At 68.7% G+C, this 20,724-nt stretch carries 19 protein-coding genes; 15 read left to right on the top strand and 4 right to left on the bottom strand.

Features of this window, described 5'->3' with window-relative positions:
- The first annotated feature begins 29 nt into the window (after positions 1–29).
- The 7 genes from AC1ROD_RS10835 (at position 30) to AC1ROD_RS10805 (ending at position 7,162) form a co-directional block, all read left to right on the top strand.
- Complete coding sequence (locus AC1ROD_RS10835) at positions 30–1,433, top strand: sensor histidine kinase (protein WP_492948250.1); 1,404 nt, start codon at positions 30–32, stop codon at positions 1,431–1,433.
- Between the two features lie 146 nt (positions 1,434–1,579).
- Complete coding sequence (gene pstC, locus AC1ROD_RS10830; RefSeq protein ID WP_492948249.1) at positions 1,580–3,028, top strand: phosphate ABC transporter permease subunit PstC; 1,449 nt, start codon at positions 1,580–1,582, stop codon at positions 3,026–3,028.
- Positions 3,021–4,325, top strand: a complete 1,305-nt coding sequence (pstA, locus tag AC1ROD_RS10825) for a phosphate ABC transporter permease PstA (RefSeq protein WP_492948248.1) — start codon at positions 3,021–3,023, stop codon at positions 4,323–4,325. The genes pstC and pstA overlap by 8 nt, the downstream gene beginning before the upstream one ends.
- Before the next feature lie 4 nt (positions 4,326–4,329).
- A complete protein-coding gene (gene pstB, locus AC1ROD_RS10820) occupies positions 4,330–5,271 on the top strand; it encodes a phosphate ABC transporter ATP-binding protein PstB (RefSeq protein ID WP_492948247.1) in 942 nt (313 codons plus the stop codon).
- Complete coding sequence (gene phoU / locus AC1ROD_RS10815) at positions 5,268–5,999, top strand: phosphate signaling complex protein PhoU (RefSeq protein ID WP_492948246.1); 732 nt, start codon at positions 5,268–5,270, stop codon at positions 5,997–5,999. The genes pstB and phoU overlap by 4 nt, the downstream gene beginning before the upstream one ends.
- Positions 6,000–6,039: 40 nt before the next feature.
- On the top strand, positions 6,040–6,729 hold the full coding sequence (gene phoB, locus AC1ROD_RS10810) for a phosphate regulon transcriptional regulator PhoB (RefSeq protein WP_492948245.1): 690 nt from the start codon (positions 6,040–6,042) through the stop codon (positions 6,727–6,729).
- 175 nt (positions 6,730–6,904) lie between these two features.
- Entirely contained in the window at positions 6,905–7,162 is a 258-nt protein-coding gene (locus AC1ROD_RS10805) for a hypothetical protein (RefSeq protein ID WP_492948244.1), read from the top strand.
- Here AC1ROD_RS10805 and AC1ROD_RS10800 read toward each other — a convergent pair.
- The gene (locus tag AC1ROD_RS10800) at positions 7,159–8,085 is read right to left on the bottom strand and encodes an Hsp33 family molecular chaperone (protein ID WP_492948243.1); all 927 of its coding nucleotides are present in this window, start codon (positions 8,083–8,085) and stop codon (positions 7,159–7,161) included. The genes AC1ROD_RS10805 and AC1ROD_RS10800 overlap by 4 nt on opposite strands.
- Positions 8,086–8,227: 142 nt before the next feature.
- On the opposite strand from AC1ROD_RS10800, the gene AC1ROD_RS10795 reads away from it, so the two are divergent.
- The 6 genes from AC1ROD_RS10795 to AC1ROD_RS10770 all read left to right on the top strand — a co-directional run bounded on the left by AC1ROD_RS10795 (position 8,228) and on the right by AC1ROD_RS10770 (position 16,815).
- Entirely contained in the window at positions 8,228–9,682 is a 1,455-nt protein-coding gene (locus tag AC1ROD_RS10795; RefSeq protein WP_492948242.1) for an SDR family oxidoreductase, read from the top strand.
- Positions 9,683–9,741: 59 nt separating this feature from the next.
- Positions 9,742–11,634, top strand: coding sequence for a phosphoglycerate dehydrogenase (gene serA / locus AC1ROD_RS10790; protein ID WP_492948241.1), 1,893 nt, complete (start codon positions 9,742–9,744; stop codon positions 11,632–11,634).
- A gap of 96 nt (positions 11,635–11,730) precedes the next feature.
- On the top strand, positions 11,731–13,539 hold the full coding sequence (locus AC1ROD_RS10785; protein ID WP_492948240.1) for an autotransporter domain-containing protein: 1,809 nt from the start codon (positions 11,731–11,733) through the stop codon (positions 13,537–13,539).
- A gap of 220 nt (positions 13,540–13,759) precedes the next feature.
- Positions 13,760–14,377 (top strand): M23 family metallopeptidase, encoded by a 618-nt coding sequence (locus tag AC1ROD_RS10780; RefSeq protein ID WP_492948239.1) that lies wholly within the window; start codon positions 13,760–13,762, stop codon positions 14,375–14,377.
- An 87-nt stretch (positions 14,378–14,464) separates the two neighbouring features.
- Positions 14,465–15,424 (top strand): ABC transporter ATP-binding protein, encoded by a 960-nt coding sequence (locus AC1ROD_RS10775; protein ID WP_492948238.1) that lies wholly within the window; start codon positions 14,465–14,467, stop codon positions 15,422–15,424.
- On the top strand, positions 15,421–16,815 hold the full coding sequence (locus AC1ROD_RS10770; protein WP_492948237.1) for an ABC transporter permease: 1,395 nt from the start codon (positions 15,421–15,423) through the stop codon (positions 16,813–16,815). The genes AC1ROD_RS10775 and AC1ROD_RS10770 overlap by 4 nt, the downstream gene beginning before the upstream one ends.
- A 226-nt stretch (positions 16,816–17,041) precedes the next feature.
- On the opposite strand, the gene rpsU is transcribed toward AC1ROD_RS10770, so the two are convergent.
- Entirely contained in the window at positions 17,042–17,302 is a 261-nt protein-coding gene (gene rpsU, locus AC1ROD_RS10765; RefSeq protein ID WP_207932551.1) for a 30S ribosomal protein S21, read from the bottom strand.
- 210 nt (positions 17,303–17,512) lie between these two features.
- Between rpsU and AC1ROD_RS10760 the strand changes: the two genes are divergently transcribed.
- Entirely contained in the window at positions 17,513–18,178 is a 666-nt protein-coding gene (locus AC1ROD_RS10760; protein ID WP_492948236.1) for a COQ9 family protein, read from the top strand.
- A 180-nt stretch (positions 18,179–18,358) separates the two neighbouring features.
- Here AC1ROD_RS10760 and AC1ROD_RS10755 read toward each other — a convergent pair whose 3' ends face one another.
- Both AC1ROD_RS10755 and purE read right to left on the bottom strand, forming a co-directional pair.
- Positions 18,359–19,438 carry a 5-(carboxyamino)imidazole ribonucleotide synthase gene (locus tag AC1ROD_RS10755; protein WP_492948235.1) on the bottom strand — a complete coding sequence of 360 codons (1,080 nt, stop codon included), beginning with the start codon at positions 19,436–19,438 and terminating at the stop codon, positions 18,359–18,361.
- Positions 19,439–19,930, bottom strand: coding sequence for a 5-(carboxyamino)imidazole ribonucleotide mutase (gene purE, locus AC1ROD_RS10750; protein ID WP_492948234.1), 492 nt, complete (start codon positions 19,928–19,930; stop codon positions 19,439–19,441).
- 125 nt (positions 19,931–20,055) lie between these two features.
- Between purE and AC1ROD_RS10745 the strand changes: the two genes are divergently transcribed.
- Positions 20,056–20,640: a GGDEF domain-containing protein gene (locus tag AC1ROD_RS10745; protein ID WP_492948233.1), complete on the top strand. Its 585-nt coding sequence runs from the start codon at positions 20,056–20,058 to the stop codon at positions 20,638–20,640.
- Positions 20,641–20,724 lie beyond the last annotated feature (84 nt).

The raw sequence follows: 20,724 nt of genomic DNA, 5'->3' as shown, positions 1-20,724 counted from the left end.
ACTCACCGCCGCCGCGAGACGATTCACCCATGGCTTTCGATCCGTCGCCTTCGCCCGTCGCGCCCATGGCGTCGTCGCGGCTGTGGACGGCCGGGACGACCGGCGGTCTGGCGGTGGTGGTCATTCTGATCTTCGCGGCCTTCCGCACCGAACTGGCGCCCTGGCTGATCGGTCTGGCGCTGCTGGTCGCGGCGGCCACCTGGTTCGCCAGCCGGCCGGCAGGCGGACCGGCAGGGCAGGTCCTGCCCGGGGCGGTGGTCGCGCCGACCTCGATCACGGCGGCCGCGCCCCTGCTGGACAATGTGTTCGAGGCCCTCAGCGATCCGGTCCTGATCATCAGCGGGGGAGAGGCCGACGACATCGCCGGCCGCCGCATCGTCATGGCCAATGCCGCCGCGCGCGACCTGTTGCGGATCCCGCGCGAGGGCGCGTTGCTGGTTTCAGCCATGCGCGATCCGGGCGTGCTGGAGGCGGTCGACGAGGCCCTGTTCGGCGAAGTCACCAAGACCACCGACTATTCCGCCGGCGGCGCCCGGGCGCGGCACTGGCGGGCCTGGGTCCGGCCGCTGCCGTCGCCGCGCGAGGCCCCGCTGGCCATCCTGGCCCTTCGAGACGAGACCGACGTACGGCGCATGGAGCTGATGCGCGTCGACTTCCTGGCCAACGCCAGTCACGAGCTGCGTACGCCCCTGGCCTCGCTGAGCGGCTTCATCGAGACGCTGAAGGGGCATGCGCGCGACGACGCCGTGGCCCGCGACCGCTTCCTCGACATCATGGCCACCCAGGCCGAACGGATGAGCCGACTGGTCGCCGACCTCCTGTCGCTGAGCCGGATCGAGCTGAACGAGCACATTCCGCCGTCGGGGCGCGTCGATCTGGCGCGGGCGGCCTCGGACGTCGTCGACGCCATCAGCGTCCTGTCCCAGGAGCGGGGCGTGATCGTCACGCTCCAGTCGGAGGGCGGCAAGATCAACATTGACGGCGACCGCGACGAGATCATCCAGGTGATCCAGAACCTCGTCGACAACGGCATCAAATATTCGATGGCGGGGCAGGCGGTGGAGATCGTCATTCGCCGCGACCTTCATATCGACGCCGCCCCTGGACCGCGCACCGACGGGCTGACGCGCCTGCCGCTTCTGACGCCTGACCGCGAGGCGGGCGTCCTCTACGCGGCCGTCACTGTGCGCGATCACGGTCCGGGCATCGCCCGCGAGCATTTGCCGCGCCTGACCGAGCGCTTCTACCGGGTAGAGGGCCAGAAGAGCGGGGGAGAGCGCCCCGGCACCGGCCTGGGCCTCGCCATCGTCAAACACATCGTCAACCGCCACCGCGGGGGTTTGACGGTGGTCAGCGCCCCCGGCGAAGGCGCGGCGTTCAGCGCCTATTTCCCGATGTCGGCGATCCGCTCCGAGACCTCGGACGCCATCTGAAACCGGCCGGAAACGGGCGGACCTGCGCCGTTACAGAAGTGTCACGGATCAGTCGTAATCCGCTCGCCAATAACAGGCAGTTTCCCGCCTCACCGAGCCGGCCCCCCGCCGGGCTCTGAAACCCTCGCGATTCTGTTCGGACCTCGATGATCTGGTTCTTCCTTCTGGTGGTAATCGCCCTGTCGGCGCTCGCCTTTATCGGCGGACGCGGGCTGGCGGTGCGGCGCGCCACGGCCCAACTGCGCGCGGGGGGCGTCAAGGCCCACTCGCGCCCCGCCCAACACGGCCTCTACGCGCTCATCTGGGTCGGTGCGCCTTCTCTGCTGGTTCTGATCCTGGCCGGGATCTTCGCTGACGGCATCGCGCACCAAACCCTGGTGGCCGGCGCCTCGCCCGAAGTCGAGCAGCTGGAGCCCTTCCGCCGCGAGGCCTTCTTCTCGGACGCCTATCTCGTCGGCGCCGGCCAGCCTTCGCAGCAGATCTGGCCCGCCCCCCTGGCGGAACAACTGACCGTTCAGGGGCGCCGCGCCGCCGAGATTCGCACAACCCTGTCCATCGGCACGGGGATCGCCGCCCTGATCGCCGCCGTCCTGGGCGGCCTGTTCGTCTTCATGCGCATCCGGCCGGACCTGCGCGCCCGCAACCGGGTCGAGGACTGGATCGGGGCCCTGCTGTTCGCCTGTTCGGCCGTGGCCGTCCTGACCACCATCGGCATCGTCTTCTCCCTGCTGTGGGACAGCCTGCGCTTCTTCCAGTCGGTGCCGGTGACCGAGTTCCTGTTCGGGACGAAATGGTCGCCCCAGATCGCCATCCGCGCCGATCAGGTGGGCTCGTCCGGCGCCTTCGGGGCCGTGCCCCTGTTCGCCGGCACCTTCCTGATCATGATCATCGCCATGTGCGTCGCCGCGCCGGTCGGTCTGTTCTCGGCCATCTATCTGTCGGAATACGCCAGCCGCGCCTCGCGCGCCGTGGTCAAGCCGGTGCTGGAAATCCTCGCGGGCGTCCCGACCGTGGTTTACGGCTTCTTCGCCGCCCTGACGGTAGGGCCGGCGCTGCGGGTCTTCTTCAACTCTATCGGCGATGTCCTGATCGGCACGCCGCTGAACGACGTCGGCGTCTATCTGTCGCTGGTGCAGAACCAGATGGCCCTCGTCGCGGGCGCGGTGATGGGGATCATGCTGATCCCCTTCGTCTCGTCCCTGTCGGACGACATCATCAACTCCGTGCCCCAGACCCTGCGCGACGGCTCCTACGCCATGGGCGCCACCAAGTCCGAGACGGTCAAGAAGGTGCTGCTGCCGGCGGCCCTGCCGGGCATCGCGGGCGCCCTGCTGCTGGCCATGTCGCGCGCCATCGGCGAGACCATGATCGTGACCATGGCGGCGGGTCTGGCGGCGAAGCTGACCCTCAATCCGCTGGATACGGTGACTACGGTCACCGTCCAGATCGTGACCCTTCTGACCGGCGACCAGGAGTTCAACAGCCCCAAGACCCTGGCCGCCTTCGGCCTCGGCCTGACGCTGTTCCTGGTGACCCTGGTGCTCAACATCGTGGCCCAGCGCATCGTCCAGACCTATCGGGAACAGTATGACTGACGCGACCATTTCCAAAGGTGGCGTCGGCGCCGATCCGGCGCGCGTCAGCAAGCTGCAGGCCGGCATCAAGAAGCGCTATGCCAAAGAGGCGCGCTTCAAGCTGTACGGCGTCCTGGCGGTCTCGGTGGCCGTCGGCTTCCTGCTGCTGCTGCTCGGCCGGATCATCGAACAGGGCCACACGGCCTTCTACGCCCACGAGATCACCCTGCCGGTCTATATGGACCCGGCCCGGATCGACCGGACCTATCCGCAGGGCACAAATTTCGAACTGCTGGTCGCCGAGCAGGAGCTGGTGCGCCTGGGCGTCCAGGACGACGAACAGGGGACCAAGGCCCGCGCCATGCGCTCGCTGTTCTCGTCGGAGCTCAAGTTCCGCGCCGCCGCCATGGTGCGCAACAATCCGAACATCATCGGCCAGACCGTGACCATCGCGGCCCCGGCTTCGGACGAGGCGGACCTGTTCTACAAGGGTGAGATTTCGCGCGACACGCCAGCGGACCAGCGCCGCATCTCGGACCAGCAGATCGTCTGGCTGGACCAGATGAAGGCCTCGGGCGCGGTCCGCACCCACTTCAACGGCGCCCTGTTCACCAATGGCGACTCGACCGAGCCGGAGCTGGCGGGCGTTCTCGGCGCCGTGGTCGGCTCGGCCCTGATGCTGCTGGTCACCGCCCTGATCGCCATCCCGATCGGCATCGGCGCGGCCGTCTATCTGGAAGAGTTCTCGCCGCGCAACCGGATCAGCGACCTGATCGAGGTCAACATCAACAACCTCGCGGCCGTGCCGTCGATCGTCTATGGCCTGCTGGGCGTGGCCCTGTTCATCAACTGGATGCACCTGCCGCGATCGTCGCCGCTCGTCGGCGGTCTGGTCCTGGCCCTGATGGCCCTGCCGACCATCATCATCGCCACCCGCTCCTCGCTGAAGGCGGTGCCGCCCTCGATCCGCGAGGCCGCCCTGGCCATGGGCGCCAGCCGCACCCAGACGGTGTTCCAGCACGTCCTGCCCCTGGCCATGCCGGGCGTCATGACCGGCACCATCATCTCCATGGCCCATGCCCTGGGCGAGACCGCGCCCCTGCTGCTGATCGGCATGGTCAGCTTCGTGCCGGGCATCCCGCATTCGGCGGTGGAGCCCACGGGCGCCCTGCCGTCGCTGGTCTATATCTGGGAGAACGCCTCGGAGCGGGCGTTCCACGAGCGCACGGCCGCGGCCATCCTCGTCCTTCTCGCCTTCATGATCGTCATGAACGCCGCCGCGATCCTGCTGCGCCGGCGCTTCGAACGCCGGTGGTAAACGTATGAAATTCCCCTTCTTCCAGTCCCCGGTGAAGGCTGCCGACGGCCATGAGGGCGGCCCGGTCGATCCGACCGTCAACACGCCCGCCGGCGCGCCTCCGCTCGCCCCGGAAGTGGGCGGCGACGTCGCGACCCACGGCGCGCACAGCCAGGCCCCGACCGTCACCGCGCCCAACTTCCCCGCCGGTCCGACCAAGATCGCCGCGCGTGAGGTCTCGGTCTTCTACGGCGACAAACAGGCCCTGTTCGACGTCTCGCTCGACATCCCGGACAAGACGGTCACCGCCTTCATCGGCCCGTCGGGCTGTGGCAAGTCGACCTTCCTGCGCACCATGAACCGGATGAACGACACCATCCCGAGCTGCCGCGTCACCGGCAAGATCGACATGGACGGTCAGGACATCAATGCGAAGGCCGTCGACCCGGTGCTGCTGCGCGCCCAGGTCGGGATGGTGTTCCAGAAGCCGAACCCGTTCCCGAAGACCATCTATGAAAACGTGGCCTATGGCCCGCGCATTCACGGCCTGACCTCGAACAAGGGCGAGCTGGACGGCATCGTCGAGGCCTCGCTGAAGCGCGCCGGCCTGTGGGACGAGGTCGCCGACCGGCTGCACTCGGCGGGCACCGGCCTGTCGGGCGGTCAGCAGCAGCGTCTGGTCATCGCCCGCGCCATCGCGGTCAATCCCGAAGTCATCCTGATGGACGAGCCCTGTTCGGCTCTGGACCCCATCGCGACGGCCAAGATCGAGGAGCTGATCGACGAACTGCGCGAGCGTTTCTGCATCGTCATCGTCACCCACTCGATGGCCCAGGCGGCCCGGGTGTCCCAGCGTACGGCCTTCTTCCACATGGGCCGGCTGGTCGAGCACGGGAACACCGAGGAAATCTTCACGAATCCCCGCGAACGGCGCACCCTCGACTACATCACGGGGCGCTTCGGTTGAACACGCATACCGTCAAGGCTTACGGCGACGAACTGAACCAGCTGACCGCCGAGGTCGCCCGCATGGGCGGCCTGGCCGAGGCCCAGGTCGCGGACGCCGTGGACTCTGTCGCTCGCCGCGACATCGCTCTCGCGCGCGCCGTGGTCGACCGTGACGTCAAGCTCGACGCCATGCACCGCGACATCGAGAAGAAGGCCATCCGCCTGATCGCCCTGCGCCAGCCGGTCGCCTCGGATCTGCGCAAGACCCTGGCGGCGATGAAGCTGTCGGTCGATCTGGAACGCACCGGCGATCTGGCCAAGAACATCGCCAAGCGCGCCCTGGCCGTCGCCGAGACCGAGCCGATGCAGCCCCTGACCCGCTCGATCGAGCGCATGGGCCGTCTGGTCTCGATGCGTCTGCGCGACGTGCTGGACGCCTATACCTCGGGCGAGCTGGACGGGGCCCTGGCGGTCTGGGCCTCGGACGACGAGGTCGACGAGCACTACAACGCCCTGTTCCGCGAACTGCTGACCTACATGATGGGCGATCCACGGACGATCAACGCCTGCACCCATCTGCTGTTCATGGCCAAGAACCTGGAACGGATCGGCGACCACGCGACCAATATCGCCGAGACCGTCCACTACGAGATCACCGGCGACGAGATGATCGGCGAGCGCCCGCGCGGCGCGCCCGGCGCCTCGGACACCGGCCTGACCCATACCCTTACCTTGCCCGAAGCCTGACCTCCCGCAGGCGGACCGCAAGACAGACGGAGAGACCGACGTGCAGCCCTACATCCTGGTGATGGAAGACGAGGACGCCCTGGCCACCCTGCTTCAGTACAATCTGGAGAAGGAAGGCTATGACGTCGTCATCGCTTCGGACGGCGAGGAAGGCCTGGTTCAGGTCGACGAGCGCCAGCCCGATCTGGTCCTGCTGGACTGGATGCTGCCCAAGGTGTCGGGCATCGAGGTCTGCCGCCGCCTGCGTGGCCGGGCCGAGACGCGCAACCTGCCGATCATCATGCTGACCGCGCGCGGCGAGGAATCCGATCGCGTCCGGGGTCTGGATACCGGCGCCGACGACTATCTGACCAAGCCCTTCTCGATGGTCGAGCTGATCGCCCGCATCCGCGCTGTACTGCGCCGGATCCGCCCGGGTCTCGCCGACGACCGCGTCGGCCATGGCGACATCATCATCGACCGTGTCGCCCACCGCGTGCGCCGCAACGGCACCGAGGTTCACCTCGGCCCGACCGAGTTCCGCCTGCTGGACCATTTCATGCGCCACCCGGGCCGGGTGTTCAGCCGCGAACAGCTGCTGGACGCCGTCTGGGGTTCGGACGTCTATGTCGAGGCCCGCACCGTCGACGTCCACGTCGGCCGCCTGCGCAAGGCCCTGGACGTCGGCGAAAGCGCCAACCCGATCCGCACCGTCCGCTCGGCCGGCTATTCGCTGGATCTGGAAGGCTAGGGCGCTGGCGGAGGAGGAGGCCGGTGTCGATCTGACGGGCCGCTGGACAGGGATCTACTTCTACCCGACGGACTCGATCTACAATCCGTTCGACAGCTTCCCGCCGACGCCGTTCGAGGCCGAGCTGACCCAGGTCGGCGCCAGTGTCTCGGGTCGCACGCTTGAGCCGGACGTCATGAATGGCGCCGGCGCGCCGGACATCCCCGCCGTCCTCGAAGGCCATTTCGACGGCGGGGTCCTCGTCTTCACGAAGTTTGCGGAGGGCGGCGGCCACATCGACCCGATCCACTATGAGGGTCTGGTCTCGGGAGACGGCAACGACATCGCCGGGACCTGGACGATCCAGGACGACTGGTCCGGGTCGTTCCGGATGCAGCGCCGTGTCGTCGCCGCCGAGACGACCGTGGAGTGCGACGCCGCGATCCGGACCTAGTCCGCCTTGGCGGCCACATCCTCGGGCGAAAGCTCATAGACGGTGGAGCAGTATTCGCAGGTGACGCGGATCTTGCCGTCGTCCTCGATCATGCCTTCGCGTTCCTCGTCCGAGAACGAGCCCAGGACGCCGACGATGCGCTCGGCCGAGCAGCGGCACAGGGCCGACAGGGCCAGGGGCTGTTCCAGCCGCACGCCGTCCTCGTGGAACAGGCGGAACAGCAGGGTCTCCGGCGAGACGGTCGGATCGATCAGCTCATCGTCGCCCAGGGTCTGGAACAGGGCGCGGCTGCGGTCCCAGACCTCTTCCGTCGAACCGCGCGCGGCGTCGCCGGCGACCATCTGGATCATGGCCCCGCCCGCGCGCCAGGCTGTGCCGGCGTCGGTGGAGACCTGACCCACGGCCAGACGCACCTTGGTCGGCACCTGTTCCGACTGGGCGAAATAGTGTTCGGCGCACAGCGACAGGCTTTCGCCCTCAATCGGGGTGATGCCCTGGTGACGGTCGAAGTCCGGGCCCTGGTCCAGGGTCATGATGAACACGCCCTTGCCCAGCAGGGTCTGGGCGCCGGGACGGGCGAAGCCGGTCGAGGCGGCGGCGACTTCTTCCGGATCGAACCGGCAATAGCCGCGCAGGGTCCCGGAGGTGTCGTAGTCGGCGACGACGCAGCGGACCGGACCGTCACCCTGCGCCTGGACGATCAGCCGGCCTTCGAACTTCAGGCTGGAGCCGACCAGGGCCGCGAGCGCGCAGGCCTCGCCCAGCAGGGCCGCGACGGGCTCCGGATAGTCGTGAGCCTTGATGATGCTGTCGACGGCTTCGCCCAGGCGCACCAGGCGGCCGCGCACGGGCCAGCCCTCGATCTGGAAGGCGGCGGCGAGATCGTCGGTCGGCGTGGCGGCGGCAGGCGCGGAATGGGGCACGGGGGGAGAGGTCCGGTAAGCGAAGGTCTGGAAGGGCGACAAGATAGGCGCCTGAGGTCGCCATGGTAAGGGGCGTGTGATCTAAGGTCGGAACCCGGGACTCGCGAAGGCCGTTCCGGAACGGGCGCAAGTTGAGGCAAGTATGGCGAAACCCACCCTGAAACCGCTGAACCGGCAGTCCATCGTGATCACCGGCGCGACGTCCGGCATCGGCCTGGCGACGGCGCGGCGCGCGGCGCGGGGCGGGGCCTGCGTCTTCCTGATCGCGCGCGGCGAGAAGGATCTGCGTCTGCTGTGCGAAGAGCTTCAGGGGACCGGCGCCCGCGTCGCCTGGGCCGCCGCCGACGTCGCCGACTATGACGCCCTGGCCGAGGCGGCCGACAAGTGCCGGCGCCTGTTCGGGGGTTTCGACACCTGGATCAACAACGCCGGGGTCTCGGTCCTCGGCAGCGTGCTGGAGACGACGCTGGAGGACCAGCGCCGCCTGTTCGAGACCAACTACTGGGGCGTGGTCAACGGCTCCACGATTGCAGCTGAGCATCTGCGTGGCCGCCCCGGAGGCGGAGCCATCGTCAATGTCGGCTCGACCCTGTCGGACGCCCCGTCGCCCATCCGCGGCGCCTATTCGGCTTCCAAACATGCGGTGAAGGGCTTCACCAACGCCCTGCGGATGGAGCTGATCCGCGATGCGCGCAAGGGCGGGGCCCCGATCTCGATCAGTCTGGTCAAGCCGGCGGCGGTGGATTCGCCCTACGACCGCCACGCCCGCAATCTGGCCGGCTATGCGGCCAACATCCCCCAGCCGGTCTATGCGACCCACGTCGTCGCCGACGCCATCCTGTGGTGCGCCACCCATCCGATGCGCGAGATCACCGTCGGCGGGGGAGGGCGACTGATCGCCTCATTCTACTCGGCCCTGCCCGGGATCGCGGAACCACTCTTCGCCCGGTTCGCTCCTGTCCTGAAGCGGGACAGGGGTTCCGACTATGAGCCGTACGAGGATGGTCTGTATGACGCGTCCGACGACGGCCTCGATGAAGAGGTCTATTATCCGATGGTTCGACAGTTCAGCGTCCTGGCGGAAGCCCGCAAACATCCCGGCATCACGGCCGGATCGGTCGCCCTGGTCGCGGTGGCGGCCGTGGCCACGGTCCTGCTGACCCAGCGCACCGGCCCGACGCGGTATCGGGTGCTGCGCGACCGGCTGGATCCTCGCGGCTGGATCGACGCCGAGGCCCTGCGTCACCGGTTCGAGGACATCTCACGCGGCCTGACCGACACGGCCGAGGACTTCGGCCACCGCGCCGAAGAGTTCGGCGACGACGCCCGCCATCAGGCATTCAAGCTGTTCAAGCGCGGCAGGAAGGCCGTTTCGCCGAACAAGCGCGCCAAATACGCCAAGGCCGCCCGGGGATACGCCGAGGACGCCGGCAAGGCCGCGCGCCGCTATGCCGACGTGGGTGGCCAGTATGCGAAGGACCATGCCCGCGAAGGCGGCGCCCTTCTGGCCGTGGCCACGATCGCGGCGGCCATCGGGGCGGCGGCGCTGGAAAGCCGTCGTCCGGACAGCCGGGTCCGCCGGTTCGCGAAATTCTAGGCTCTCAGCTTAGCAATCATCGTTGCTGCGCCTGCGAATGAACGGGTAGACAACGCGGCATGACCGCGACCCCGACCTTCGTCTTCGACTTCGATTCGACCCTCGTCCGCATCGAGACGCTGGAGGCGCTCGCCGACATCGCGCTCGCCGGTCACCCTGAGGCCGACAGCATCCGGGCCGAGATCGTCAAACTGACCGATCAGGCCATGTCGGGCGAGGTCGATTTCGGCACGGCCCTGCGCCGCCGTCTGGCCCTGCTGCCGCTGACGCGCGCCCACGTCGAGCAACTCGCTGACCGCATCCTCGACGAGGGCACCTGGTCGGTGCGGCGTAACCTGCGCTTCTTCCAGGAGAATGCGGACAGGATCGTCATCCTCTCCGGCGGCTTCCGCGAGATCATCGCCCCCGTCGCCGAGCGGCTGGGCGTCGCGCCCGACCGGGTGCTGGCCAACGACCTGGTCTATGACGCCGAGGGCCGGGTCACGGGCGTCGACGATCAGAACCCCCTGTCCTACGACAACGGCAAGCCGCGCGTGATCGACAGCCTGGGTCTGGCGCGGCCCATCGTCATGGTCGGAGACGGCTGGAACGACGCCGAGGTCAAGCTGGCCGGCGCCGCCGACCGCTTCTACGCCTTCACCGAGATCGCCCGCCGCGACAAGGTCGTCGCCGTCGCCGACGCTGAGGCGCCCTCGATGGACGAACTGCTGCATGCCGAGGGCATGGCGGGCCGCTGGTCCTATCCGCGCTCGCGCATCAAGATGCTGCTGCTGGAGAACATCCATCCGGCCGCCGTCGAGCGCCTGCAGGAAGCCGGCTATTCGGTGGAGACCCTGAAGGGCGCGCTCGACGAGGATGACCTGATCGAGAAGATCAAGGGGGTCCATGTCCTGGGCATCCGCTCCAAGACCAATGTCACCGCCCGGGTGCTGGAAGAGGCTGACCGGCTGATGGCCGTCGCGGCCTTCTGCATCGGCACAAACCAGATCGATCTGGACGCCTGCGCCGACCATGGCGTCGCGGTGTTCAATGCGCCCTACTCCAACACGCGCTCGGTGGTGGAGCTGGCCATCGGCCTGACCATCACCCTGATGCGCGATGTCGTCGACAAGTCGGCGGCCATGCATACGGGCAAGTGGAACAAGTCGGCCGACGGCTCGCGCGAGCTGCGCGGCAAGACGCTCGGCATCGTCGGCTACGGCGCTATCGGTTCCCAGCTGTCGGTTCTGGCCGAGGCCCTGGGCATGCGGGTCATCTTCCATGATCTGTCGGAGCGGCTGGCGCTGGGCAACGCCCGGCGGATGCGCAATCTCGACGCCCTGCTGGCCGAGGCCGATGTGGTCACCCTGCACGTCGACGGGCGCAAGGAGAACACCAACCTCATCGGCGCGGCCCAGCTGCAGCAGATGAAGGAGGGCGCGCTCTTCCTGAACCTGTCGCGCGGCCATGTGGTCAATATCGGCGCCCTGTCTCAGGCCATTCAGGGCGGACGCATCGCGGGGGCCGCGCTGGACGTCTTCCCTGAAGAGCCGCGCACCAACGCCGATCCGTTCGACAGCCCTCTGATGGGTCTGAAGAACGTCATCCTGACGCCCCACATCGGCGGCTCCACCGAGGAGGCCCAGGAGGCCATCGCCGAGTTCGCGGCCGAGCGGCTGCTGGGCTATCTGAACCGCGGCGACACGACCTTCAGCGTCAACCTGCCCAACGTACAGCTGTCCGAGGTTTCGGGCGGCCACCGCATCCTGCACATCCACCGCAACCAGCCCGGCGTCATGGCCGCCCTGAACCGCGAACTGGCTTCCGCGGGCCTCAACATCCTGGGTCAGCACCTGAAGACCGACGAGCGCACAGGCTATGTGATCACCGACGTCGACCGCGACTACGACCCCGAGGCGCTGAAGGCCCTCAAGACCTTGGACGGCACCCTGCGCTTCCGTTTGTTGCATTAAATCGACCAAGGCTTCCCTAGCGACATCTTGCGCTCGCGCCAAACGGGAGCATTCTCCGGATAACGACCGCGTCCTGACGGTCGACGGAGGAAGTAAATGTCTCGAAATCAACACGGTACGGCTCTGGCCGTACTGGCCGCCGCTGTGACTCTCGCCGCCGCGTCCGGCGCATCGGCCCAGACCTACAACCGTCTCGTCGTCTTCGGCGACAGCCTGAGCGACAACGGCAACCTGTCGGCCGTGACCGGCGGCGCCGCGCCCGGACCCGCCTACTACCAGGGCCGGTTCTCTTCGGGCCCGACCTTCGTGGAGCTTCTGGGCTTCACCCTGGGCCGTCAGACGGCGGGATCGCCGGTGACGGGCAGCATCGACTACGCCTATGGCGGTTCGCGCACCGACGCCATCGCCACGCCCGGACCGGGCATGCGGACCCAGCTTCAGGCCTATACCGCAGCCGGAGGCCGCTTCGGCGCGACCGATCTGGTCAGCATCCTGGGCGGCGCCAACAACATCTTCCAGGCCCTGCCGACGGCGGGCGCCAGCGCAAACCCGACCGGAGCGATCACCCCGGTGGCCACCGCCGCCGCCGCCGATATCAACTTCATCACCAACAGCGTCGCCGCGGCCGGGGCCGGGACCATCCTGGTCACCAACCTGCCCAAGCTCAGCCTGACGCCGCAGTTCCGGGGCACGGCCGCCGCGCCGCTCGCCGACTTCGCGGTGACGACCTTCAACGGCGCGCTTCTGACCAGCCTGAGCACCACCGCAGCGGCCAACCCGAACAGCAACATCATCGTGATGGACCTGTTCAAGATCGGCGACACCATCGCCGGCAACCCGGGCGCCTTCGGCATCAGCAATGTGACCGCATCCTGCTACAACGGCGTCACGGTCTGCACCGACCCGGGCTACTTCTACTTCGACGGCGTCCACCCGACGGCCCTGGGCCATCAGATCATCGCCAAACTGGCCAACGACTACCTCTACTACGGCGATCTGGGCGCCCAGAGCGCGGTGATGGGCGAGACCGGGTTCCGGCATCGCGAGGACAGCCTGGACGAGGGCTCCGCCAGCCTTTCAGGCCGCGAGGAGTGGCATGAAGGCACGTCCATCGTCATGAGCGGGACCTATGACCAGACCGACTCCGACGCGCGCGGCGTGGTCGGGGAGGCCAAGTCCACCGGCTACGGCGTCCGCGCCGCGGTCGAGAACGGCTGGAACAACACCTGGAAGGTCGGTCTGGCGGGCAGCTACCGCAACGCCGACATCGACGGGGCGCGGTTCACGACGTCGGTCGATACCCTGGCCTTCGACGTCTACGCCGGCTGGCGCTCGGGCGGGACCTTCGTCAACCTCTCGGCGGGCGCGGCCCACGACGACTATGACACCAAGCGGCTGACCATGGTGGCGCCGATCGTCCACACCGGCTCGACCGAGGGCGTGTCCAAGGGCGCGCGCATCCAGGGCGGGATGTGGTGGGACATGGGCGGGCTGGCGATCTCGCCGCGCGTCGCCGCCACCTGGGTCTCCAGCCACGTCAGCGGCTTCTACGAAGAGGGCGTCGCGGCGCAGTACGACTACCAGGGCCGTACGGTCGAGGACGTCAGCGCCGAGATCACGCTGCGCGCCGAAGGCGAGGCCGGTGGCTTCGGCTTCTTCGCCGAGGGCGGCTATCGCGACAGCCTGGCCGACAACTCCGACGAGGTCGGGGTGGGCATCCAGGGCAATCCGGCCAAGGTCCTCTACCGCGAGGTCGAGGAGCCGTTCGGCGGTCAGGTCCTGGCCTCGGCGGGCCTCAACGGAGACTGGGGTCCGGTCAAGGTCGAGGTCGGCTACCGCGGCCGCTTCGGTCAGGAAGCGACCAGCCATATGGGCGCGATCACCCTGACCCTGCCCCTGCAATAGGCGTCCAAAGCCCTCTCCGGCCAAGCTTTCGCGAGGAAGCGTGGCCGGGGAGGGTGCGGCGTCGTGTCCTGAATGAAACCCCGCGGGCGCCCCAAAGTCGCCCCATCAAGCCGTAAAAGGCCCGGCTCCCCCGGTCGCCGCCAGACGCCGTTCCGACACCGTCGGTCAGCGGGTGCGACTTCTCCCCGCTCGATGCAGCGACGCCGGAGCCGACGACACCATGCGCCGACTTGCGCCCGCCCTTGCGTCTTCCTGGCGCCCCCATCTGGTTCACCTCGGCCGGTCGGCTGGCCTCGCCTTGATGGCCTGCCTGGCCATGGCCGCCGCCCCCTTCACGCCGAAGTCCGTCGCCGAAGCCGCCGCTATTCCGGTGAAGCCGCCGGTCGTCGCCGTCGCCGCCCCCGCCGGGCCCGTGATGCGCGTCATGACCTTCGCCGAGCCCGTGCCCGGCCACGGCATCAACTCGAGGTTCGGCATGCGCCGCCTGGGCGGCGAGCCTGGCGCGCGGATGCACAAGGGCGTGGATATCGCCGCGCCCATCGGAACCTCCGTATATGCGCCCGCCGAGGGCGTGGTGCTGCGCATCGGCTATGACCCGGCCGGCTATGGCAACTTCATCGAGATGCGCCATCCCAATGGCCTGACCAGCCTCTACGGCCACCTGAGCCGGGTCGACGTGGCCAGCGGCGACGAGGTCGGGCCCCGGCAGCGGATCGGCCTGGTCGGTTCGACCGGCTATTCGACCGGCCCCCACCTGCATTTCGAGGTCCGCCGCGAGGGCGCCCAGGTCAATCCGACCAAGGTCATCGGCCGGACCTTCCAGGTGAAGGCGGGCTGATCGTCTCACCCCCGGGTCGGGCCTCCGATTCCGGTTGCCATGCCCCAGCCGTTTGCTACCTCTGAGTGACGACGGGGGAGTATCGGTATGGCGGCGGCGTTGACTCTGGACGGTGTGGGCAAGCGCTACGGCGACTTCCAGGCTGTCCGGGACCTGAGCTTCGAGGTCGGCAAGGGCCAGATCTGCGGCTTCCTCGGCCCCAATGGCGCGGGCAAGACCTCGACCCTGCGCATGATCCTGGGCCTGCAGCCGGCGACGACCGGGCGCATCGAGATCCTGGGCGCGGACAACGGCCGCAAGGTGCGCGACCGCATCGGCTTCCTCCCGGAGGAGCGCGGCCTCTACAAGAAGATGACCCCGGTCGACGCCATCGCCTTCTTCGGCTCCCTGAAGGGGGTGCCGACCGCCGAGGGCCGCCGTCGGGCGAAGGAGCTGCTGGACGCGCAAGGGCTGGGCGCGTCCAAGGCCAAGAAGATGAAGGAGCTGTCCAAGGGGATGGCCCAGAAGGTCCAGTTGATCGCCTCGATCGTGCACCGGCCCGAGTTCGTGATCCTGGACGAGCCCTTCTCGGGGCTGGATCCGGTCAACCAGCAGGGGCTGGAGGCGATGATCCGGGGGCTGGCCGCCGACGGGGCGACGGTCCTGTTCTCGACCCATGTGATGCAGCACGCCGAGCGGCTGTGCGACAAGGTCGTGCTGCTGGCGCGGGGGCGCAAGGCCTTCGAGGGTACGGTGACCGAGGCCCGCGCGACTTCGCGCCGCTTCCTGGAGCTGGAGGGCGACATCGCCCCTGACGCCGTGTCGAAGCTGCCGGGCGTGACCGGGGTGGAGATCGCCCGTGAGGGTGACGGCGCCCGCGTCCTGCGCGCCGCGCTGACGGCCGGGGCAGGGGGGCAGGAGGCGCTCAAGGCGGCCTTCCTGACCGGTCTGGACGTGCGCCGCTTCGAGCTGCGCGAACCGACCCTGCACGACGCCTTCATCGACCTGACCGGCGACCACCCGGATCAGGACCAGAGTGTCTCCAAACCCGCGGAGGCCGCCCGATGAAGCGCACCCTGCTGATCGCCCGTCGCGAGTTCATGGCCTATGTCCGCACCGTCGGCTTCTGGCTGTCCCTGCTGTCCCTGCCGCTGTTCGGCCTGCTGGGCGGGGGCATCCCCCTGCTGGTCAAGTCGTCCGAGCCGATGCGCCAGGTGGTGCTGATCGAGGATGGCCCCCAGGCGACCGGTCTGGCCGCCGTCGTGCGCGATGTCATGGCCGACGACGCCGACCGTCGCCAGCAGCGCGCGACCGAGGCCGCCGCGAAGGCCAATGCCGCCACCCCGGGCGGGGCCGCCAACTCCAAGGCCGCCCGTGACGCCCTGGCCTCCCTGTCCAAGGAGCGGGTCCGCATCGTCCCGGCGCCAGCCGATCTCGCCGCGGCCCAGCCCGGCCCGGCCCAGGACGCCGTCGTGCGCCGGCTGCTCGGCGAGGATACGCCCAAGGACAAACGGCTGGACGCCGTCATCTTCCTGACCCGCGCCGACGGCAAGCCCGCCGCCCGCGTCTGGACCGCCAAGGCCTCGGACCGCACCGTCGAGGACTTCATCCGCGACGCCCTGCGCAGCGCCAACCGCCGTCAGGTGTTCGAACAGGCGGGTATCGACCCCGCCGTTGTGGTCGCCACCGACCGCTTCCGCGCCGACGTCCAGGCCTTCTCGCCGCGCTCGGCCAGCGGCGGAGCGGTGTCGATGCGCGACCGGCTGCCGGGCTTCGTCGGCTTTGGCGCGGCCTTCCTGCTGTGGTCGCTGGTCATCACCGGCGCCTCCATCCTGCTCAACAGCGTGATGGAGGAGAAGTCGAACAAGATCCTGGAGGTCCTGCTGTCCTCGGCCTCGGCGACCGAGATCCTGGCGGGCAAGGTGCTGGGGGTGGCGATGCTGACCCTGACGGTGCTGATCGTCTGGAGCGGCATGGGCGCCTTCGGCCTGATCGGGGCGGCGCCCGGCGTCGCCGCCGACGTGGGCGCGGTGCTGCTCAACAAGGGCCTGATCTTCTACTTCCTGGCCTATATGGTCGGCGGCTATCTGATGTACGCGGTCCTGTTCGCGGCCATCGGCGCCTTCTGCGAGACCCCGCGCGACGCCCAGGCCCTGATGGGGCCAATCATGATGGTGCTGATCGTGCCGCTGCTGGTGCTGCAGATGGCCCTGCAGACGCCGGACGCGCCGGTGGTCCGCATCCTGTCGTGGATCCCCTTCTTCACCCCGTTCCTGATGAGCGCCCGCGTGCCGAGCGACCCGCCGATGATCGAGATCGTCGGGACCTTGGCCGGGATGGCGATCACCGCCTTGCTGATGGTTTGGCTGGCCGGGCGGGCGTTCCGCGCGGGCGCCCTGTCCGATGTGAAGCTGAGCTGGAAGGCCTTCGGCGCGGCGATCCGGGGTGGCGGGAACTAGGACACCCGTGTCCTCCCCACGGAGTGGGGAGGGGGACCGCGAAGCGGTGGAGGGGCTCCTCCCGCACCGCGGTCGGTCAGGCGAGAGGCCGCAAGCGCTTCAAGAACCCCTCCGTCTCCTCGCGAAGAGCTCGGAGCCACCTCCCCACGCAGTGGGGAGGAGACGCACAGCAAAAAGGCCGCTCCGTGAGGAGCGGCCTTTTCAAATCTCGTTTTGCAACAAGAGCTTAGGAGCGCGGACCACCAGCACCCGGACCCGGCACGCGGGGCTTCGGAGGCGGCAGCAGGCCTTCGCGTTGAGCGCGCTTGCGGGCCAGCTTGCGGGCGCGACGAACGGCCTCGGCTTTCTGACGGGCGCGCTTCTCCGAGGGCTTCTCGTAGTGCACGTGGCGCTTCATTTCACGGAAGCTGCCTTCGCGTTGCATCTTCTTCTTGAGGGCTTTCAGCGCTTGATCGACGTTATTATCGCGAACGAAAATCTGTACCAGGTTGAACTCTCCTTTGGCCGCCCGCCGCGTCCTGTGAGGGAGACGGGCAGACAAATAAAATAGCAGCCCGGGGGCGACAGCCCACCGAGCGAAGGCGGGCGAATACACCAAGGGCGGGCGGCTGTCCAGATCGCGGACGCCCAAACCGTAGGGTTTTGCGAGGGTACAGATGGGGTCGCATCGGGGCCTCGACAAGCCTATTCTGGGCTCATGACCCAAGCGCCGCACCTGTCGAACGAAGCCCCCGTCGGCGATTGGGCCGACCGCATGGAACAGGCGGTGCTGGACGCCGCGATCCAGCGTGCGCCGACGTTCGGCTGGAATTCGCGGCTGGTCCGGGCGGCCTGCGAGGCCGAGGGGCTGTCGCGCGGCGACGAGGAACTGCTGCTTCCCAACGGCCCGCGCGACCTGGCGGCCCTGCTGTCGCGCAGACACGATGCGATGACGCTGGAGGCGCTGAAGGCGACCCCGCCGGAGACGCTGAAGATCCGGGAGCGAATCGCGAAGGGGGTCTCGGCGCGAATCGAGGCCGGGGCGGACCATCTGGAAGCCACCAAGCGGTGTGCGGCCTTCCTGGCCCTGCCGATCAATGCCGATCTGGGGCTGTCGCTGGCCTGGGAGAGCGCGGACGTGGTCTGGCGCTGGGCCGGGGACACGGCGACGGACTGGAACCACTATTCCAAGCGGGCGATCCTGTCGGGGATCCTGATCCCGGCCCTGACGATGCGGCTGTTCGACGGGCCGGAGGCGGCCGAGGCCTTTGTCGCCGCCCGGATCGAGAACGTCATGACCTTCGAGAAGTGGAAGGCCGGCAAGGACTTCGAGGCCCCGCTGCGGGGGGTGACGGATGTGCTGGCGAAGCTCAGGTATCGGTGATCTGGTCCCTCTCCCGGCGGGAGAGGGCTTGAGGCTCGCAGAGCGCAGCGATGCGCCAGCCGAAAGGGTGAGGGGCTGGCGTCGAACGGTGAGCGGGGTACCCCTCACCCTTTCGCGCAAGACTGATCGCTGGCGCTCTCAGGCGCTCAAGCCCTCTCCCGCCGGGAGAGGGACAGGTTTTTAGGCCTTGCCCAGCACCCGGTTCACATGGGCCATCTTGCGGCCCGGGCGGGCGTCGGTCTTGCCGTAGAGGTGCAGGCGGGCGTTCGGCTCGGCGGCCAGGGCGGCCCACTGATCCACCGCGTCGCCGAGCAGATTGGTCATCTCGATACGGGCATGGGCGGCGGTGGTGCCCAGGGGCCAGCCAGCGATGGCGCGGATGTGCTGCTCGAACTGGTCGCAGACGCAGCCGTCCTGGGTCCAGTGGCCGGTGTTGTGAACGCGCGGCGCGATCTCATTGACCAGCAGGGTTCCCTTGCCGAGGTCGAACAGTTCGACCCCGATGACGCCGATGTAGTCGAGGCCGTCGAGGATGGCCTCGGCGATCTCGATGGCGCGGGCGGCGGTCTTCGCATCGACCTTGGCCGGGGCGAGGGTGGTCGAGAGGACGCCGTTGGCGTGGTGGTTCTCGCCCAGCGGATAGACGGCGACGGCGCCGTCATGGCCACGGGCGGCGATGACCGACAGTTCGCGCTTGAAGGCGGCCTTCGCTTCCAGAATGGCGGGGCGTTCGCCGATGGCGGCGAAGGCGTCGGCGGCCTCGGAGACGTTGCGGATCCAGATCTGGCCCTTGCCGTCATAGCCCTCGCGGCGGGTCTTGAGCAGGGCGGGGACGCCCAGCCGCTCCAGACCTGCGATCAGGTCCTCGACCGTGTCCACCTGGGCGAAGTCGACCGTGGTGGCGCCGACGGCGTTGAGGAAGGTCTTTTCGACGACCCGGTCCTGGGCGGTCGAAAGGGCGGTCGGTCCGGGTGCGACCAGGGCGCCGGCGCCGGCCAGGGTCTCGACCGAGGCGGCGGGGACGTTCTCGAACTCGAAGGTGACGACGTCGCAGACCCGGCCGAGGACGGTCAGGGCCGTGGGATCGTCATAGGCGGCGACGATCTGGCCGCGCGAGACGCGACCGGCCGGGGCGTTCTCCTCCGGATCGAGGATGACGACGTCGAAGCCCAGCTTCGAGGCGGCCTGCGACAGCATCCGGCCCAGCTGGCCGCCGCCGAGGATGCCGATGGTCGAACCGGGGGGCAGGGGAAGGGCCACTCAGTCCTCGACCGTTTCGGCGACCGCCTCGGTCTGGGCGATGCGATACGCCGACAGGCGTTCGGCCAGGGCCTCGTCCGACAGGGCCAGGATCTGGGCCGCCAGCAGGCCGGCATTCTTGGCGCCCGCTTCGCCGATGGCCAGGGTGGCGACGGGCACGCCGCCGGGCATCTGGACGATCGAGAGCAGGGAATCGAGGCCGCTCAGCGCCTTGGACTGCACCGGCACGCCCAGCACCGGAAGATCGGTCATGGAGGCGGCCATGCCGGGCAGATGGGCCGCGCCGCCGGCGCCGGCGATGATCAGTTTGAAGCCCGCGGCCTTGGCGCCCGTGGCGACGTCATAGAGGCGCTGCGGCGTGCGATGGGCGGAGACGACCTTGGCTTCCCAGCCGACGCCCAGGGCGTCCAGCGCGTCGGCGGCGTGCTTCATCGTCGGCCAGTCGGACCGGCTGCCCATGATGATCGCCACCGGCGTCGAAGAAGTCGCCATCTCAGGGCTCCTGTCGCGGAAAGCGGCCCGTTACAGCACACGCGTTGCGCCCGCAACCAAGGGCGCTAGCATATCGTCAGTTCCGCCGACCCAGTGAGTCGCGCCCTCCCGGAGTTTCGCCGACCGTGACTGACGCGGCCGACACAGAGTTGAAGTCCGAAGTCGAGCGCCTGCGCGCCGAGGTCGAGGCCCTGCGCATCCAGGCCCACTTCCTCGAGAAGCGGGCCGAGGCGGCCGAGGCGGCGGCGGATCACGACGTCCTGACCCCCGCCCTGAACCGGCGCGGCTTCATCGCGGCGATGAACCGGACCATGGCCTATTGCACCCGCTACGACGCCCCGGCGGTGATCCTCTATCTCGATCTGGACGGGTTCAAGGGCGTCAACGATCGGCTGGGCCACGCCGCCGGGGATGCGGCCCTGGTGCGGGTCGCCGAGCTGCTGTTGGCCAATGTGCGCGAATCGGATGCGGTCGGACGCTTGGGCGGCGACGAGTTCGCCCTGCTGATGCTCAACGCGGGCATCGAGGAGGGGCGGGACAAGGCCCGGAAGCTGGCCGAGGCCATGGCCACCGACGGCTTCGACTGGGAAGGCCAGAAGACCGGGCTGGGCGGCTCCTTCGGGGTGCGGGCCTGGGCCCAGCAAGCGGATGCGGAAAGCTGGTTGGCCGAAGCCGATGCGGCCATGTGGGTCCGGAAACGGTCGCGCTGACGGCGCGTTTGGGGACCGCGAGGCAAGATCGTGCGCGGCTTGACCTTGTCCGGCCGGGCGACCAGCCTCCGCTGCCATAGCCCT

It is taken from the genome of Brevundimonas sp. GW821-FHT12E07, from assembly GCF_058807035.1.
Note: the sequence above shows the minus strand (reverse complement) of the source record. Positions and strands in the feature narration are given on the sequence as shown.